The 16,163-nt window shown below is 42.9% G+C and carries 20 protein-coding genes and 1 tRNA gene; 2 read left to right on the top strand and 19 right to left on the bottom strand.

Features of this window, described 5'->3' with window-relative positions:
* Positions 1-119 precede the first annotated feature (119 nt).
* The 7 genes from rpsR to DHBDCA_RS15320 form a co-directional block, all read right to left on the bottom strand.
* Positions 120-365: a 30S ribosomal protein S18 gene (gene rpsR / locus DHBDCA_RS14565; protein WP_015044996.1), complete on the bottom strand. Its 246-nt coding sequence runs from the start codon at positions 363-365 to the stop codon at positions 120-122.
* 20 nt (positions 366-385) lie between these two features.
* Positions 386-790, bottom strand: coding sequence for a single-stranded DNA-binding protein (gene ssb / locus DHBDCA_RS14570; protein ID WP_015044997.1), 405 nt, complete (start codon positions 788-790; stop codon positions 386-388).
* Positions 791-808: 18 nt separating this feature from the next.
* Positions 809-1,093, bottom strand: a complete 285-nt coding sequence (gene rpsF / locus DHBDCA_RS14575; protein WP_015044998.1) for a 30S ribosomal protein S6 — start codon at positions 1,091-1,093, stop codon at positions 809-811.
* A gap of 136 nt (positions 1,094-1,229) precedes the next feature.
* Positions 1,230-2,330 (bottom strand): redox-regulated ATPase YchF, encoded by a 1,101-nt coding sequence (gene ychF / locus DHBDCA_RS14580; protein WP_015044999.1) that lies wholly within the window; start codon positions 2,328-2,330, stop codon positions 1,230-1,232.
* Between the two features lie 27 nt (positions 2,331-2,357).
* Positions 2,358-2,561, bottom strand: a complete 204-nt coding sequence (locus DHBDCA_RS14585) for a DUF951 domain-containing protein (protein ID WP_015045000.1) — start codon at positions 2,559-2,561, stop codon at positions 2,358-2,360.
* Between the two features lie 18 nt (positions 2,562-2,579).
* Positions 2,580-3,245 (bottom strand): CvpA family protein, encoded by a 666-nt coding sequence (locus tag DHBDCA_RS14590; protein ID WP_015045001.1) that lies wholly within the window; start codon positions 3,243-3,245, stop codon positions 2,580-2,582.
* Between the two features lie 22 nt (positions 3,246-3,267).
* A tRNA-Sec gene (locus DHBDCA_RS15320) sits at positions 3,268-3,365 on the bottom strand.
* Between the two features lie 571 nt (positions 3,366-3,936).
* Here DHBDCA_RS15320 and DHBDCA_RS14595 point away from each other — a divergent pair.
* Positions 3,937-4,152: a sulfurtransferase TusA family protein gene (locus DHBDCA_RS14595; RefSeq protein WP_015045002.1), complete on the top strand. Its 216-nt coding sequence runs from the start codon at positions 3,937-3,939 to the stop codon at positions 4,150-4,152.
* On the opposite strand, the gene selB is transcribed toward DHBDCA_RS14595, so the two are convergent.
* A complete protein-coding gene (gene selB / locus DHBDCA_RS14600; RefSeq protein ID WP_015045003.1) occupies positions 4,149-6,062 on the bottom strand; it encodes a selenocysteine-specific translation elongation factor in 1,914 nt (637 codons plus the stop codon). The genes DHBDCA_RS14595 and selB overlap by 4 nt on opposite strands.
* Positions 6,063-6,356: 294 nt before the next feature.
* Between selB and yyaC the strand changes: the two genes are divergently transcribed.
* Entirely contained in the window at positions 6,357-6,926 is a 570-nt protein-coding gene (gene yyaC, locus DHBDCA_RS14605; RefSeq protein ID WP_015045004.1) for a spore protease YyaC, read from the top strand.
* A 2-nt stretch (positions 6,927-6,928) separates the two neighbouring features.
* Here yyaC and DHBDCA_RS14610 read toward each other — a convergent pair whose 3' ends face one another.
* From DHBDCA_RS14610 to rpmH, 11 genes are all read right to left on the bottom strand, one after another.
* Positions 6,929-7,438, bottom strand: coding sequence for a DUF4446 family protein (locus DHBDCA_RS14610; protein ID WP_015045005.1), 510 nt, complete (start codon positions 7,436-7,438; stop codon positions 6,929-6,931).
* A gap of 51 nt (positions 7,439-7,489) precedes the next feature.
* Positions 7,490-8,347, bottom strand: coding sequence for a ParB/RepB/Spo0J family partition protein (locus tag DHBDCA_RS14615; protein ID WP_015045006.1), 858 nt, complete (start codon positions 8,345-8,347; stop codon positions 7,490-7,492).
* Entirely contained in the window at positions 8,340-9,101 is a 762-nt protein-coding gene (locus DHBDCA_RS14620) for a ParA family protein (protein ID WP_015045007.1), read from the bottom strand. The genes DHBDCA_RS14615 and DHBDCA_RS14620 overlap by 8 nt, the downstream gene beginning before the upstream one ends.
* Positions 9,102-9,451: 350 nt before the next feature.
* Entirely contained in the window at positions 9,452-10,186 is a 735-nt protein-coding gene (gene rsmG / locus DHBDCA_RS14625) for a 16S rRNA (guanine(527)-N(7))-methyltransferase RsmG (RefSeq protein WP_176714427.1), read from the bottom strand.
* A 13-nt stretch (positions 10,187-10,199) separates the two neighbouring features.
* Positions 10,200-12,107, bottom strand: a complete 1,908-nt coding sequence (gene mnmG, locus DHBDCA_RS14630) for a tRNA uridine-5-carboxymethylaminomethyl(34) synthesis enzyme MnmG (RefSeq protein ID WP_015045009.1) — start codon at positions 12,105-12,107, stop codon at positions 10,200-10,202.
* 7 nt (positions 12,108-12,114) lie between these two features.
* The gene (gene mnmE / locus DHBDCA_RS14635; protein WP_015045010.1) at positions 12,115-13,494 is read right to left on the bottom strand and encodes a tRNA uridine-5-carboxymethylaminomethyl(34) synthesis GTPase MnmE; all 1,380 of its coding nucleotides are present in this window, start codon (positions 13,492-13,494) and stop codon (positions 12,115-12,117) included.
* A 97-nt stretch (positions 13,495-13,591) separates the two neighbouring features.
* Positions 13,592-14,233, bottom strand: a complete 642-nt coding sequence (gene jag, locus DHBDCA_RS14640; protein WP_015045011.1) for an RNA-binding cell elongation regulator Jag/EloR — start codon at positions 14,231-14,233, stop codon at positions 13,592-13,594.
* Between the two features lie 12 nt (positions 14,234-14,245).
* The gene (locus DHBDCA_RS14645; RefSeq protein ID WP_015045012.1) at positions 14,246-14,965 is read right to left on the bottom strand and encodes a YidC/Oxa1 family membrane protein insertase; all 720 of its coding nucleotides are present in this window, start codon (positions 14,963-14,965) and stop codon (positions 14,246-14,248) included.
* A gap of 11 nt (positions 14,966-14,976) precedes the next feature.
* Positions 14,977-15,186 carry a membrane protein insertion efficiency factor YidD gene (yidD, locus tag DHBDCA_RS14650; RefSeq protein ID WP_207635597.1) on the bottom strand — a complete coding sequence of 70 codons (210 nt, stop codon included), beginning with the start codon at positions 15,184-15,186 and terminating at the stop codon, positions 14,977-14,979.
* Between the two features lies 1 nt (position 15,187).
* Positions 15,188-15,532: a ribonuclease P protein component gene (gene rnpA / locus DHBDCA_RS14655; RefSeq protein ID WP_015045014.1), complete on the bottom strand. Its 345-nt coding sequence runs from the start codon at positions 15,530-15,532 to the stop codon at positions 15,188-15,190.
* A gap of 60 nt (positions 15,533-15,592) precedes the next feature.
* Positions 15,593-15,727: a 50S ribosomal protein L34 gene (rpmH, locus tag DHBDCA_RS15135; protein ID WP_081580541.1), complete on the bottom strand. Its 135-nt coding sequence runs from the start codon at positions 15,725-15,727 to the stop codon at positions 15,593-15,595.
* Positions 15,728-16,163 lie beyond the last annotated feature (436 nt).

Consider the following 16,163-nt stretch of genomic DNA (forward strand, 5'->3'; position numbering starts at 1 on the left):
AAGATTTCGCGAAATCAAGCTGAAACTCCTTCTTCTACTTTTCTCAGAACAAAGAAAACTTGCCCTGTTGCCTAAATTAAGGAAATGAAATAAAAAAAGGGAGCGTTGCTCCCTTTTTACTAGTCAATCATGTAGGGCAGCAACGCGATGCTGCGAGCCCGTTTAACGGCAATCGTGACTTGCCTCTGGTGTTTAGCGCAATTGCCTGAGATTCTACGGGGCAGAATTTTGCCTCTCTCAGTAATATATTTACGCAATTTTTGTGTATCTTTGTAGTCGATGCTCTCAACTTTATCAACACAAAAACTGCATACTCTTTTACGCGGACGGCGTCCCCGTTCCTTTTTTACGGCAGCGTTTGCCAATGAACGCTCCTCCCTTCAAACTAAAATGGTATATCATCATCTAGACTAACTTCATGAGCAAAAGAACCAAAATCATTTTGAGTTGAAGATGCTCCGGCATTATTGTCTTTGGGACTTAAAAATCTGACGTTCTCTCCCAAGACCTCTGTCACCCATCTTTTTTGCCCATCCTGACCGTCATAAGAGCGGACCTGAATCCTGCCATCTACTGCAGCCAGTCTTCCTTTCGCCAAATAGTTCGCGCAGAGTTCAGCTAACTGGCGAAAAACAACGCATGGAATAAAGTCCGTTTCTTTCTCGCCCTGGCTGTTCTTGTAATTCCTGTCGACGGCTAGCGTAAAAGATGCAACAGCTACACCGTTTGGTGTATAGCGTAGCTCAGGGTCTTTCGTTAATCGCCCGATAAGTACTACACGATTCAACATCTTAAACCCTCCGCATCATTATTCCTTCTTGGTTGTCATAAACCGGATCACAGCATCAGAAATTTTCATCAGCCTTTCCAGTTCATCAACCGTACGCGCTTCACCGTTGAAGTTCATCAGGACATAAACACCTTCATTGAACTTCTTAACCTCGTAAGCCAGGCGTCTTTTACCCCAAATATCAACCTTGAGGTCTGTACCACCATTGGCATTGACGATCTCTTCAAATCTTTGAACATTTGCTTTTGAAGCCTCATCATCGAGATCCGGTCTTATAATGTACATCACTTCGTACGCTTGCATAAATGCACCTCCCCTCGGACTAAATGGCCCCACCTCGAGTGTGGAGCAGGGTTATTATGCTACAACACGATATTATAACACTTCCTTATGTCATTTGCAAATAATGATGATCTTGCTAGTTCTGAAAACCTTTCATCTAGACATTAAATCTGAAATGCATAATATCGCCGTCCTGAACGATATATTCTTTGCCCTCTAACCGAACCAAGCCCTTGTCCTTGGCCCCATTCAGACCACTATTCTCCATAAAATGTTCATATTTGACGACCTCTGCCCGGATAAAACCCCGCTCAAAGTCGGAATGAATCGTACCTGCCGCCTGAGGCGCTTTGGTTTCCCGGCGGATCGTCCAAGCCTTTACCTCTTTAGGACCTGCCGTAAAGAAGGTTATCAGTCCAAGCAGCTTGAACGCGCTCCTGATCAGCCGATCAAGTCCAGATTCCGCGAGCCCAAGTTCCTCCATAAAGATTTTTTTCTCATCTTCTTCAAGTTCTGCAATTTCTGCTTCAATCTTGGCGCAAACAGGAATGACTTCAGCATTCTCGAGTCTGGCTATTTCCTGTACTTTTTGGACATTGGCGTTATTTTCCCCGTTGGAAGCTTCCGCTTCAGAAACATTCGCGGCATAAATCACCGGTTTTAGGGTCAACAGACTGACACTGTTCAGCAATTCTTTTTCTTCTTCAGAGAAACCAACCAAATTAGCCGGTATCCCCTGGTCAAATTTTTTCACGAGCTTTTCCAATACCTCAGCTTCGAATTTGGCCTTCTTATCTCCGGATTTAATCATTCCGACCAGCTTGGCCTGGCGGCGGTATACGGTTTCCATATCTGCCAGGATCAATTCCATCCGGATCGTTTCAATATCCCGTTCCGGGTCAATTTTACCTTCGACGTGAACAACGTTATCATCTTCAAAACAACGTACAACATGAACAATGGCATCCACTTCCCGGATATGGGAAAGAAATTGGTTGCCCAGTCCTTCACCTTTACTTGCACCCCTTACCAGACCGGCAATATCTACAAATTCGACAACTGCCGGAACGATTTGCTGCGGGTTCACAATTTTAGCCAGTGCTTTTAACCGAAAATCCGGTACCTGTACAATTCCGACATTCGGATCAATAGTACAGAACGGGTAATTGGCCGATTCTGCTCCGGCTTTCGTTATCGCATTAAATAGTGTTGACTTGCCGACATTGGGCAGCCCAACTATTCCTACATGCAGAGACATGTTTTTCCCCCTCAAATTCTAGTTAAATCAGTCCGAGATCCCCTGACTGTTTTCTGCCGTCAGGATTTTTTTAATATTCCTTTCCAGCTTTGCCCTGGTTATCCAAGTCTGATGCCCGCACTTCAGACATTCAATCCGAAAATCCATACCTGTTCTCATGATCTTAAATTCTGTATTGCCGCAGGGATGAGCCTTTTTGAGCCTGACAATATCTCCTACATTAAGATCCATGGTCGTTCAACCTCTCTTTCAAACCAGCCCATTCAGCAAAGGTATAGAATTCAGAGGATTATCCAGAATATCCCCCGCAAAAACAGAAATCCCTGATAAAATCAGATCGTATCCTTGCATAAACCAGGGATAAAGTAAGGAGCTACCCGTCTTAAGCAATCCGGAGTCACCGGTGCTTAACAACGGTGAAAACAACCCCAGGACCAAAGAAATCACGACAAAGGTACTCAGTAAACCAAAAAGCAGTCCTCCCCCTCTGTTGATAAAACTTAAGTTTTTTGCTATAGGGGTAATGACCAAAGCGATGATAAGATTAATGATACATGCTGCTAAAATAAACAAGAGCAGGACAGCACCAATCTTCAGGACATAATCTGTCAAAACAGGTGTGGCCTGACCAATCATGGATTGCCTGATGCTGTCAGCGGCACCGTAGGGATCTGTCCCGGATGCTTTGCTTTCAGCAATTTTGGTCAAAAAATTTCCGATTTTGGGCTCCAGTTTTGCTTCAAGCCCTAAAACGGGTTCCAATAGGTTCAGAAATGGTTTGTAAAAAAACACCGCAATGCCTATCGCAGCGATCTTTCCGATAAATCTTGATAAACCGGTAATAAGGCCCTTCCGAAACCCGATTAGGCCTCCCAGAACCAGCAGCGCCAGCATTACATAATCAAATGTATTCACGCTACGCTCTCCTTTATAGGAATGGCGGGGATATGTGCGAATCGAACACACCTCGGAACGTTCTGCGTCCCGACACACGGATTTGAAGTCCGGGAACGACACCAGCCGCTATATATCCCCAAGACCTTTTAGGGTCTGCTGAATCATTTTAACACTTAATGCTTCGAATGTGAACCTTTGTCTTATTCTTTGGCAATTCTTTGACGCTCTTAAAATTATTTTTCTTGTTTATCCAAATTCATTATAATATTTACACTTAAATACTAATAAAATATTAATGTCCTTATTCATTAATATTTGCATGTAAATATACTGTACTTTTATGGTTTTATTAAATAGTACTGCCCTTAAATCTATCAGTAATACAACAAAAAGACTGTATATATAAATATAATGCACCTGCTGCGGATCCTGAGCGTCGTGTCCAATCCAATAAGCATATAAACACAAAGAAGAATCTTATATCATTTACATAACTATTTACATGCATAATTACATTTTTATTTTCATGCATATTCACATGTATGTTTTAATGTAAATATTATATAAAATATAATTACAAATCTTTGTGTAAATATTGTATCATATATTTAACATATTTATATTCTGTATTTCTTATTTAATTATATGATATTGTTGAGATCTCTGCTTATGGTACAATAGGATAGAATATAAAAGGAGGCTAGATGTCTTGAAACTTGTTGATGCCAGAGGATATTCCTGTCCGGAACCCGTAATTTTTACCAAAAGAGCTTTAGCGGATGATCCTTCAGAAATCATGGTCATTGTCGATAATGAGACATCCAAAATTAACGTTGAACGGTTTTTGAGAGTTGCCGGATATCGGGTCGAAGTTGATCATGAGCAGCCAAATCAATATTCTCTAAAGGGAATAAAGAAAACTTAGCCTCGATTTTGGGCAGATCCTGGTTTTACCCTGATGTCTCCGTTTCTTTCTGTAATATGAATTGAATCAAAATATTCCAGTAAAGGCACCGCAAATTTACGGCTAGTCTGCCAGCAGTCCCGTGCTTCAGAAACCGTAATCCGTCCATTTTCTTGCAGGTGCTTTTCCAATATTATTTTAGCTTTTTCTATTGCACTTGCTGCAATATAGAATTCTCCTACCTGTTTCCAGACGTTATTTGTTTTAAGATATTCGGCATATTCCGGAAATTTTGCAGCGGGTACCCCGCATTCTGCAACCGCAGTTTCCTGCCCCGGAGGATTTAGCCCTGCCTTTTCCCAGATTTTTTGCAAAGCGTCAAGCTTTTGCCTGATATCCTCAGGCAGCTCGATTTCAGATACTGCCTGGACCAGACTGCTGCTTAGCCTGAAATACTGATGATCTGCTCCCCATTCTAAAATCAACTGCCAGCGTTTATGGGAGACAGCCGTTTTCAGGATTCTTTTTAATTCCTCTCTGCCAATTCCTCCGCGCAGCGGATATGTTTTTTGATATTTCATTGCTTCCGCATTTGCTTTAAGAGCCCATTCTTCTGCTGTACTTTTAAGCCAGAATAATGATAATCCATCCTCAGCTAAGATCACAACAGTCTGATCATTTTTGAGACGATCCAAAGCCAGCTGAACTTCGTCCTGCCCGAGAGCAGACTTTTTCCTGACTTCATCGGAAGATAAAGGGATAGTAAGCTCTTTTTTTATTTGATTGGTTAAGCCGCCTTCTGCTTTAGACCGAAATTCGGTTATGACCTTTTCTCGAAAACGTTTTTGTTTGGCATTAGCCAGGCTCAGCACAACCCCTCCGCCGATCGTCGCGACAGGTGAATAGTACCTGATTACAAACCGGTCCCCTTTTGCTGCGACAACCGGTTCCTCCAGAATAATTTGGGCAAACCCTTTCTCCCCGGGAGCCAATTCTTCCTGGGCCAGAAGATGAACCCGTCCCAGTGTTTCGGCCGTTCCTAAATGAAAATGTATCCTCTGCCTTTGTTTAATCGTTCTTTGCTCTGACGCGAGGTTAAACAGTTCTACGTCTAAAATTTGTCCTGCGTTATAATATCCGGGATCAACAAGGCTTGCCCCCTTGGGAATATCACTTACAGCCAGTCCAGCTATGTTTATCGCAACCCGCTGTCCGGCATAAGCTTCGGAGACCTGTTCGCCATGAACTTGAATATTTCTAATTTTCACGGTTTGTCCCCCGGGTTCCAGGCATACTTCCTGTCCTTTCTGAATCGTCCCTGTGTTTAAAGTCCCTGTGACCACCGTTCCAAACCCCCGAATCGTAAAAACTCTGTCAATCGGCATTCTTGACGGAAGATCCAAACGTTTCCCCTCGGTTGTTTGGAGCACAGTCATAATTGTCTGCAGCAATTCCGGAATTCCCTGGCCAGTGACAGAAGATACTTTGCAATACGGAGCATCCCTCAGAAAACTGTCTTGGAGTTTTTCTCTGGTATCCTTTTCAATCATAGAAAGCCATTCCTGATCAACCAGGTCAATTTTTGACAGTACAACAATTCCTTTTTCTACATTTAACATGTTTAATATATCCAGATGTTCCTGGGTTTGAGGCATCACGCCTTCATCGGCAGCAATAATCAGTAGAACAATATCCATTCCGCTCGCGCCGGCTAACATTTGACGGACAAATTTTTCATGACCCGGTACATCAATGATTCCTGCTTTGCGACCGTCCGGGAGTGTCAGATAAGCAAACCCAAGCTCGATCGAAATTCCTCTTTCCTTCTCTTCCTTGAGCCGGTCTGTGCTTATACCTGTCAAGGCTTGAATAAGGTGGGTTTTCCCATGATCCACATGGCCTGCTGTTCCAATAATTAGATATCTTTCCATAGTTAATACCTAAAGTACAGGTCAACCCCATATTTTGATGATAGCGTTGACATGGTACTTATACCTTATATTTATTGCGGATATTCCTGACTCTAATTATAATATGGGTTTGGACTTTTTCATATTCTGATTTTGATTTGTTACGCATAAATATTACTGATTGTGGAAATAATAGCAAAGTACTCTAAAAATTATTATTTTGCATATTGACTCACATAAACAATCATACGATCGCAATGCCATGGATGGAAATTGCAGCGACTCTATTTCATTTAACCTCCGGAGGTATCCGCATTGAACCCATTGCCAGGAATTCGAGAAAAAGAGCATCTGCGCGCCCATTACACAGACCGTCCCGGTCTTTACCTGCTTCAGTTAAGGTTGAAAAAATATCTGAAAGCTGCGGCCGGTAGACCGGTGGTTCTATTATGTATAGGGACGGATCGTTCTACAGGCGATTCTCTGGGGCCTTTAACCGGCACAAAACTAGATGAAAAAGGGCTTTCGGGATTGACGGTTGTCGGAACGCTCGAAAAGCCTGTTCATGCAGAAAACCTTGAATCCACCCTGAAAAATTTGTTTGCCAAGTATTGCAATCCCTATATTATTGCCCTGGATGCCTGCCTGGGTCAACTTGACTCCGTCGGCTACATCAGCCTGGCAGAAGGCCCTTTGAAACCAGGAACCGCCGTAAAAAAAGAACTGCCGGAGGTAGGAGAAATCCACCTTACCGGCATTGTCAATATCAACGGTTTTATGCAATACATGGTGCTGCAAAACACCAGATTGAGTATCGTATGGCAAATGTCCGAAGTACTATGTAATTTGTTCCAGCGGACTTACTTCTTGTTGAATCAATCGTGAATTTAAATAGTTAGCTCATTCTTCGAGGCTTTTTCAATAGCGAGCTTCTCCTCAGGGCTAAGTTTAACATTGGCCTGCCCTTTTTCGATCCCTTTGGCATAGATTCTGCACTCTTCAACACTATGAATTCCTGTAAGGACGACGCCGGTCTTTTCCTGATTCAGTAAAGCAAGGGTGAAGCTCAGGTCGGCACCCATATTTTCGAAAGAATTAAATCGGACCAGTTCCGCGCGGTCAATTCCGTTGCGGACTTTATCTTCGGCAAGCTTAAGCCTTTGCCCATGCTCTGCAGCAATACGGCTTAATTCAGCAACTTCTTTTAAATTGGCGCTCAGCAGTTCTTCCAGCTGTGTTCCGGATAAGAACGTCTGCAGGCTGATATAGGATTTTTCAAATTTACTCATACGGATACGTAGAGCATTGGTCATAACAATCGCAATCACGGTAACGATCAAGGCTACAACCGATACTGCCAAGACGACAATCATCTCGGGTTCTAAAACAGAAAACAAAAATGATCCCCCCCCCTAAAGAATGTAATAATATGTTCCACGTGGAACATATTAAACTTCAATCTCCCAACGTTCTAAAAGCCGGTTAAGTTCATCCCGGGAATAATAATTAATTTCAATTTTTCCTTTTTCTTCACTTCCTGATACAGCTACCTTGGTCTGAAAACTGTGCCGCAGTTTTTCTTCAATATCATTTAAAGAACTATAGCTCTTGTTTTTTGGTGTCTTCACAGCATTTTTGGCACGTTGCACTTTCTTTTCGCTATTTTGAGCAATCATTTCCGTTTCCCTTACAGATAATACTTCCTCAACGGCCCGTTTCGCCAGGGAAATTTGCTGCTCTTTATTGTCTAAAGAAAGTATCACCTTGGCATGTCCCAAAGAAATTGCTTCTTTATTAATCAGTTCCAGAACTTCAGCAGGCAGCTGGATAATCCGAAGTAAGTTGGCTACAGTAGGCCTGCCTTTACCGACGCGCTTAGCAACCTGTTCCTGAGTTAGGCTATAATCCTGAATTAATCGTGCATAAGCGAGGCCTTCTTCTACAGGAGATAAGTCCGCACGCTGGATATTTTCGATTAAAGCCTTTTCCGTCATTTCCTGCTCAGTACAGTCTCTGACAATACAGTTAATCCGGTCGATCCCTGCAAGCTGTGTAGCCCGAAAACGTCTCTCTCCCGCAATGATGATGTATCTGTTTCCTTCAGGCTTTACAAGGATAGGCTGCAGCAATCCATGTTCTTGAATGGAGCCCGCAAGCTCTTGAAGTTTTTCACGGTCAAACTCCCGTCTCGGCTGGCCAGGATTTGGTACAATATCCACCAGCATTATTTCTTTAATTTCACTGCTTTCCGTTTCTCTTTCCGTAATCAAAGCGCCAAGCCCTCGGCCTAAACCTTTTTTAGACACGTTCCAAGACCTCCTCGGCTAAATCTCGATATACTTCAGCCCCACGCGACTTGCTATCATATAGAATGATCGGCTGACCATGGCTTGGGGCTTCACTAAGCCGAACATTCCGGGGGATAATGGTTCTGAAGACTTTATCTCTAAAATATTTCTTGACCTCATCGACGACCTGAATCGATAAATTTGTCCTCGCATCAAACATGGTCAAAAGTACGCCGATAACTTGAAGGTCTCTATTAATGGAACGTTTGACCTTATCAAGCGTATTGACCAGCAAGCTTAAACCTTCCAGCGCATAATACTCACATTGAATAGGAATCAGAACATCTGTTGCCGCACAAAGCGCATTCAACGTAAGAAGTCCCAGGGAAGGGGGACAATCAATAATGATAAAATCAAATTCATCCTTTATTCCCTGCAAAGCAGTTGCAAGCTTTCCTTCACGGTACAGCTGGGAGACCAGCTCAATCTCGGCACCGGCCAGTTCAATACGGGCAGGCGCAACCTTTAAGTTTTTCAGCTCTGTATCGGCGATCACACTTTGAATGTTTTCTTCATTGATAATTACATCATAAATACAGCGGGACAACCGATGTTTCATAATACCACAACCGCTGGTGGCATTTCCCTGTGGATCAAGATCAACGAGGAGAACTTTTTTCCCTTTCTCAACCAGACTGGAGGAGAGATTCACAGCAGTCGTTGTTTTGGCGACTCCTCCTTTTTGATTTGCTATAGCAATGATTCTGGCCAATCTTGTATCTCCTTCCTCACAGACTTGATCAATTAGTACCTAGTCAACCTTAAAATAATAATATAATGACGAGCAGATTTTTGTAAGACAAGGCGAAAAATTAAGGCATACCAGCCATATGGCAATTAGCGTCCACGGATGAACTAATGCAGCGATGCCATGGACAGCACCAAGCTACAAGAAAACACAGTATTACATGAAATATGCCGACAGTTATATAAGATTTAGGGTTGACATGGAACTTGGCCTGTAAAAAAATTTATTTATATCATTATACTACAAAATTATACTATAAAATATTTAAAAACCACTTATTTAATCATTCTTGATCATTTCAGCAGGATGATTTACTAGAGAGGGGTTTTTTTCGGTTTCCCAGCTTGACGCGGATATTGAGCAGGTGTGTTCAATATTTTTTTAACAATAATCAGAGAACGGTTATCCGCGCCTTCCGCCAATGAATATTTTTCGACATGCTCAACTTCACAGTTTAGGATCCGCAAGGCGTTCTTAGCCAAAGTTATTTCATTTTCAGGATCGATTCCCTTCGCTGCAATAAATCTTCCGCCAACTTTCAGCAAAGGAGTTGCATATTCCAGCAGTACCGGCAACTCCGCAACTGCTCTGGCCACCGTAATATCAAATCGCTGCCGGTACGCCTTGCTGCGGCCAATATCTTCAGCTCGTGCATGGCAGGTTTCGACCTTCAAGCCAAGGCTATCGCAGACCTCCTGCAAAAAATGAATTCTTTTGGCTAGTGCATCGACAAGTACGACTTTAATTTGCGGCAAAAGTATTTTAATAGGAATACCTGGAAATCCAGCACCGGTACCAAGATCCGCAATAACAATTTGTCCATTGGGATAATAATGCATTATCCACTTGACAAACACCAGAGAATCCAGATAATGCTTAATCACCATTTCTGCCGGATCGGTAATAGCTGTTAAGTTCATTTGTTCGTTCCTCTGGAGTAACAGTACTGTATATTGTTCAAATTTTTCAAGATGTTCGGCGGAGAGTTCCAGACTCAAGACATCCCGGACCTTATCGTGCAAGACGCTAAGCGGTTCCTTAAGATCCATTTTCAGAAATTGATCATTCATTAGAAATGTTCCTCCGCCTTTGTTCCAGATAAATCAATAAAACCGAAATATCCGCAGGACTCACTCCGCTGATTCTCGATGCCTGTCCGACGTTGATCGGCTGCACGCCGTTAAGCCGCTGTCTGGCTTCATTGGATAGACCTTTGATTTTCAAATAATCCAGATTAACAGGCAGAACTTTTTCTTCAAGTTTGATAAATCGGTTTACTTCTTCCTGTTGTTTCTGAATGTACCCTTCGTATTTAATTTGGATTGAGGCTTCTTCTAATACTTCAGCGTCATACGCCCCCATCTCCGGCATAAAACGTGGCAGCAAATCCGGTATAATTTCCGGCCTCTTCACAAGTTCCTCTGCTTTAATCCCGCTTCGGAGCGGAGTAGAACCCGCCTGGATCAGCAATTCCTGAATATCCGCACTGGCGGGAGAAAAAGTAATCGTCTTCCATTGCTGAAAGATTTTCTCCAGATTGTTCAGCTTCTGCTCAAAAATCTTCCACCTGTCATCTGCAACTAGTCCCAGTTTTCTACCCTTCTCAGTCAAACGCAGATCAGCGTTGTCCTGGCGCAGTAGCAAACGGTATTCCGCCCTTGAGGTCAAAAGCCTGTACGGCTCACAAATCTCTTTATTTACCAGGTCATCAATTAGTACACCGAGATATCCGTCGGAACGCTTCAAAATAAAAGGTTCCCGGCGTAAAGCTTTAAGCGCTGCGTTGATTCCGGCCATTAAGCCCTGCCCGGCCGCTTCCTCATACCCGGATGTTCCGTTAAGCTGCCCCGCTGTAAAGAGTCCCGGGAGATTTCGTACTTCCAGCGTCAGAGAGAGCTGATACGGTTTGACATAATCGTATTCAATCGCATATCCGGGACGCAAAATCTGAACATTTTCCAAACCGGGAATGCTACGAAAAAACATATGCTGGATTTCTTCCGGCAGGCTGGTTGACAGCCCGGCAACATATAATTCCTCACTATCTTTGCCTTCTGGTTCAAGAAAAAGCTGATGGGCCTGCCGCTGCGCAAAACGCACAACCTTATCTTCAATAGAAGGACAATACCTCGGGCCAACGCCTTCCACCACGCCGGTATACAGCGGTGCGCGGTGCAGGTTATCGCGGATAATGCCATGCGTTGTTTCCGTCGTGTAGCCCAGCCAGCAAGGAAGCTGATTTTCCGGGTTATTTCCCCAAAACATGCTTTTAGTCGGCATAAACGAAAAATTTTTTGGCTCGCTGTCACCCGGCTGAATTACGAACTTAGAGAAATCTACTGAGCTCTTCAGAATCCGAGGAGGCGTTCCGGTTTTAAACCGGCCAAGTTCTATGCCGCGTAGTTTCAGATCCTCAGACAGGGACCCCGAGGTGATCTCTCCGGCCGGTCCGCCTTCATAAAGCGCTTCCCCAATTATTATCCTGCTTCTGAGGTATGTTCCGCCCGTCAGAACAATACTGCCTGCCTCAAAGACTGCGCCTGTACGCGTGACAACACCTTTAAGTTTATCCCCATCAAAATGGAGCCGCTCGACCAAAGCCTGTATCAAGGTAAGCTTGGCCTGATTGTATAGGTTGCTTAACATCCGATGGTGATAAGCTTTTTTATCTGATTGAACTCTTAGTGCATGGACAGCCGGCCCTTTGCCCGTATTCAGCAGCCTGGCCTGAAGTGCTGTCTCATCGGCAACAATTCCCATCTGACCACCTAGCGCATCAATCTCCCGCACCAGATGGCCTTTCGCCGGACCGCCTACGGACGGATTGCACGGCATATGCGCAACTTTATCTAAATTAATCGTAAGCAGCAGTGTATCGCATCCCATACGGGCAGAGGCGAGAGCAGCCTCACATCCGGCATGTCCCGCCCCGACAACAATCACATCATATTTTCCAGCAAAATAATCCACAATTAACCTACTTTCCAATACAGAATCGGGAAAAAATATTATTAAGCAACTCTTCCTGAACCTGATGCCCCGTAATCAAAGAGATTTCTTCGAGGGCTGAACGGACATCGATCGATACCAGATCAAATGGGACATTCGCATAGACAGCTTCAAGGGCTTTTTCCAGAGAGTGAATGCATTTTTCCAGAGCTTGGATTTGACGGATATTCGATAATAACGGATCAATTGTGACGGATATCTCTCCTTCAAAAACCCTGCTTAGGATTTCCTTTTCTAGTTCAGCAAAGCCAATCCTGTTTTTTACAGAAAACGCCAGCGCAAAAACTTCAGGAGAAAGAAAGGTATCCTTAAATTCATAAGTAGACAAAAGATCAATTTTATTAATCAAAACAATAGTTTTATTGGCGTATTCCTCAAGAATTGTTTTTTCTTCGTTCGTGAGCCTCCCAGAACGAATCTCGGGGGCATCGAGCAAGAGCAGAATGACATCTGCCATACTAAGCGCTTTCCAGGCTCTCTCAATGCCAATCATTTCGACCGGATCATCACTTTCTCGGATTCCGGCAGTATCGGTAAGGTGAAGCAGTACTTCACCAATCTTGATATATTCATGGATCTCATCCCGGGTTGTTCCTGGAATATCCGTGACAATCGCTCTTTCTTCGTGCAAAAGTGCATTCAGCAGACTGGATTTTCCAACATTCGGCCTACCAGCAATTACCGTGGAAAGACCTTCCCTGATAATTTTACCGGTCTTACTTCCTTTGAAAATTTCTAAAGAATTTTCTTTAGCATTTAATATTTTTTCAGACAGTTCTTTCAGTGCCAAATCATCAATTTCATCTTCCGGAAAATCAATGGTTGCTTCAATATAGGACAGGATATCCAAAATATCCTGTCTGACTTCATTAATTCTGGAGGACAATCTCCCTCCGAGCTGAAGCAAAGCCAAGTCCGCAGATAGCTCTGTCCTAGAGGAAATCAAGTCAATTAACGCTTCGGCCTGAACAAGATCCATTTTCCCATTCAAAAAAGCCCTTTTGCTGAATTCACCGGGTTCTGCCAAGCGCGCTCCCTGCCGAAGACAGGCTTCAATGATCCTTCTTGCGGGTATCAATCCGCCATGACAATTTATTTCATAAACATCCTGACCCGTAAAAGAATGAGGCCCTTTCATCCTGCTGATCAGGACTTGATCAAGCTGCATCGCACCATCATAAAAGTCCCCCAAATGAAGCGTAAATGTTGTGTCGGACAACCATTTGTCTTGATGGACGGGACAAAAACAAACATTCAATATTTTTTGGGCTTGCTTTCCGCTTAAACGGATAACATGAATGGCCCCTTCTCCGGCCGGTGTAGCCAAGCCGACAATCGTATCATCCATTTTTCTCAACTCCAGAAATAGTAAAACTTAGCGTTCTATCTGAAAATAATAAACCTTTCTGACAGAAAAGTAAAAGGGGTTGCCCCCTTCTACATAATTATGCCTTTTCTATATGATTCCGTTTTAAAGCAACGACAACTCTTCGGTGAGGCTCTTCCCCTTCACTAAAAGTCGTTACTTTCAATTCATTTTGCAGGGCCGTATGAATAATCCGCCGTTCTTGAGGACTCATCGGTTCTAAAACAATTCTATTGCCGCTTTTCTTAACCTTTTCAGCCAGTCTTTTAGCAAGAACAATCAGCGTTTCTTCCCGGCGCTTCCGATAACCTTCAACATCAATCACGATTCTCGTCTTATTAGACAATTTTTTTGCGACGGCTAAATTTGTCAGAAACTGTATGGATTCCAAAGTATCCCCTCTGCGGCCAATCAGTATGCCAAGGTCTAAACCGGTAATATTTATTTTGACCTGTTCATCACGATTAAATACTTCGAAGTCGGCATTGACGGACATTGCCTTGGTCAACCCTTTGAGAAATTCACAGGCCAGTGCTCCCGGATCATCCTCAAAATTGATTCTGACTCTAGCCATTTTACTGCCAAAAAGTCCAAGGATTCCTTTTTTTCCCGGTTCTTCCAGCACTTGAACAGTAACCTGATCTCTGCTGACGCCAAGTTCGGCTAATCCCAATTCAATAGCCTCTTCAACCGTTTTTGCAGTTTTATCTGCTACCTTCATTCGTGTACCTCCTCAGTCAACAGAGGCTTCTTTTTTCTCTGCCGACAACTTCTTATTGATATAGACAGTTTGCAGGATCGACACAATGTTCATCGTTATAAGATAGAAACCTAAGCCAGAAGGAAGCGTAATTACGATATAAGCCATAAAGAACGGCATGACATACAACATCATTTTCTGAGTCTGTTCGGCAGTAGCCTCAGCTGTATCTTTTTTCGCACCAGGCTGACTCTTGTTGGGGCTTGTTGCCATCGAGACCTTTGTCATTAAGAAAGACGTCACCCCAGCGAGAATCGGTAAGATTAAATGATAGGACAATTGAAAGCCGTATGCCACAGTAATATTGAAACCTAAAAACCAGACACTGGCATCATTGCCGTAAGGGAAATTTGCCAACGTTCTATAAAATATCCACAAGATAGGAAGCTGTACCAAAATCGGCAAGCACCCCGAATAAGGATTCACCTTTTCTTCACTATACAGTTCCATGATCTTCTGATTCAGCTTCTGCTTGTCATTGGCATACTTTTTCTGCAGCACTTTCATTTTTGGCTGCAAATCCGTCATTTTGCGCATGGACTGCATTTGTTTCCAGGTCAACGGGTAAAGAACAATCTTAATGATGATGGTAAAGATGATAATTGCCATACCCCAATATGGCAATCCGATCATGGACGAGAGATCAAACAGCCACTTTAAGATCGCGGCCATTCCCTGATAAACGATATCCACAAGAACCCTCCTTAAACTGGGTCATATCCGCCGGGATGAAAAGGGTGGCATTTGGCAATTCGTATGAGCGATTTACCAATCCCTTTGATGATCCCGTACTTTTTAACTGATTGAATCGCATAATCCGAACATGTAGGATAAAATCTGCAGGTTCGTCCCTTCAGAGGTGAAACAAATCGTTGATAGAAAACGATGATGGAAACAAAAACCGTTTCCATGATTTTACGCATTCTTTCCATCATAAATTCCCGCTTTTCTCCAAATATATAGTACAGATTTTTCAACTTCCTGCAAGGTTGCTTTGTTGATTGCCGCACGGGCAATCAAAATCATCTCACAATCCATCTTCAATCCGTCTATATTCAAACGGACAGCTTCACGCATAAGCCTTTTGGCCCGGTTGCGCTTCACTGCATTGCCAACTTTTTTGGAAGCAATAAATCCAAATTTTTTGTTATGTCCTCGAAAGATATATATGACAACTTGTCTTGAGGTATAACTTTTTCCGTTAGTAAAGACACTTTGAAAATCGGCCTTTTTCTTCAATCTGTAAGACTTCAGCAGCATATGGCCCTCCTTACTTTGCTAAAGGGCGTTCAGTACAAAAAAGGCCACAAACCTGCGGCCCTAAACTGCTAACTTCTTACGACCTTTCAAACGACGACGTCTTAAAACGTTTCTACCGCCAGTACTTTTCATCCGTTCTAAGAATCCATGAACTCTTTTATGGCGACGGGATTTAGGCTGATATGTTCTTTTCAAAGCAAACACCCCCTTATAATTCCAAGAATTAAAAACTCAGCTGGAGCCAAGCTATTAGCGGCAACCTTAGCTGCACTTAGATCTATCGGAAACATGTCAGAGCATTTCTGATAGAGCTAACAAAAACGAAAGACAGACTACAGAAAATTATACTCCAATTATTTTTATTATGTCAAGAAAATAACTGGTTAATAACTAGGTGAATATAATATGAAGAAGTTCCGGATTGTTTGTGAAGTTTCCTGGATACTCTGAATTAACTGTTGATAACGAAATGAAAAGTTGTTATGATAAATGTACATGTTCGCTCATATTTTGATGATTGGATGTGTATAATTTTTTCTTCTTTATCCGGGGTGTTATCCACAAGTAACCTGATATTTGTGAATAATTTTTTTTTACTGATGACTTTGCACTATCAATAAGGGGGTTCTCT

Origin of the sequence: Dehalobacter sp. DCA (assembly GCF_000305775.1) — a bacterium.
Taxonomy (GTDB): domain Bacteria; phylum Bacillota; class Desulfitobacteriia; order Desulfitobacteriales; family Syntrophobotulaceae; genus Dehalobacter; species Dehalobacter alkaniphilus.

Excerpts from the sequence above, each read along its gene's own strand:
- ssb (WP_015044997.1), bottom strand. The coding sequence starts at position 790 with ATGTTGAATCGTGTAGTACTTATCGGGCGATTAACGAAAGACCCTGAG.
- rpsF (WP_015044998.1), bottom strand. The coding sequence starts at position 1,093 with ATGCAAGCGTACGAAGTGATGTACATTATAAGACCGGATCTCGATGAT.
- ychF (WP_015044999.1), bottom strand. The coding sequence starts at position 2,330 with ATGTCTCTGCATGTAGGAATAGTTGGGCTGCCCAATGTCGGCAAGTCA.
- DHBDCA_RS14585 (WP_015045000.1), bottom strand. The coding sequence starts at position 2,561 with ATGGATCTTAATGTAGGAGATATTGTCAGGCTCAAAAAGGCTCATCCC.
- selB (WP_015045003.1), bottom strand. The coding sequence starts at position 6,062 with ATGGAAAGATATCTAATTATTGGAACAGCAGGCCATGTGGATCATGGG.
- rsmG (WP_176714427.1), bottom strand. The coding sequence starts at position 10,186 with ATGGATCTTAAGGAACCGCTTAGCGTCTTGCACGATAAGGTCCGGGAT.
- mnmE (WP_015045010.1), bottom strand. The coding sequence starts at position 13,494 with ATGGATGATACGATTGTCGGCTTGGCTACACCGGCCGGAGAAGGGGCC.
- jag (WP_015045011.1), bottom strand. The coding sequence starts at position 14,233 with ATGAAGGTAGCAGATAAAACTGCAAAAACGGTTGAAGAGGCTATTGAA.
- rnpA (WP_015045014.1), bottom strand. The coding sequence starts at position 15,532 with ATGCTGCTGAAGTCTTACAGATTGAAGAAAAAGGCCGATTTTCAAAGT.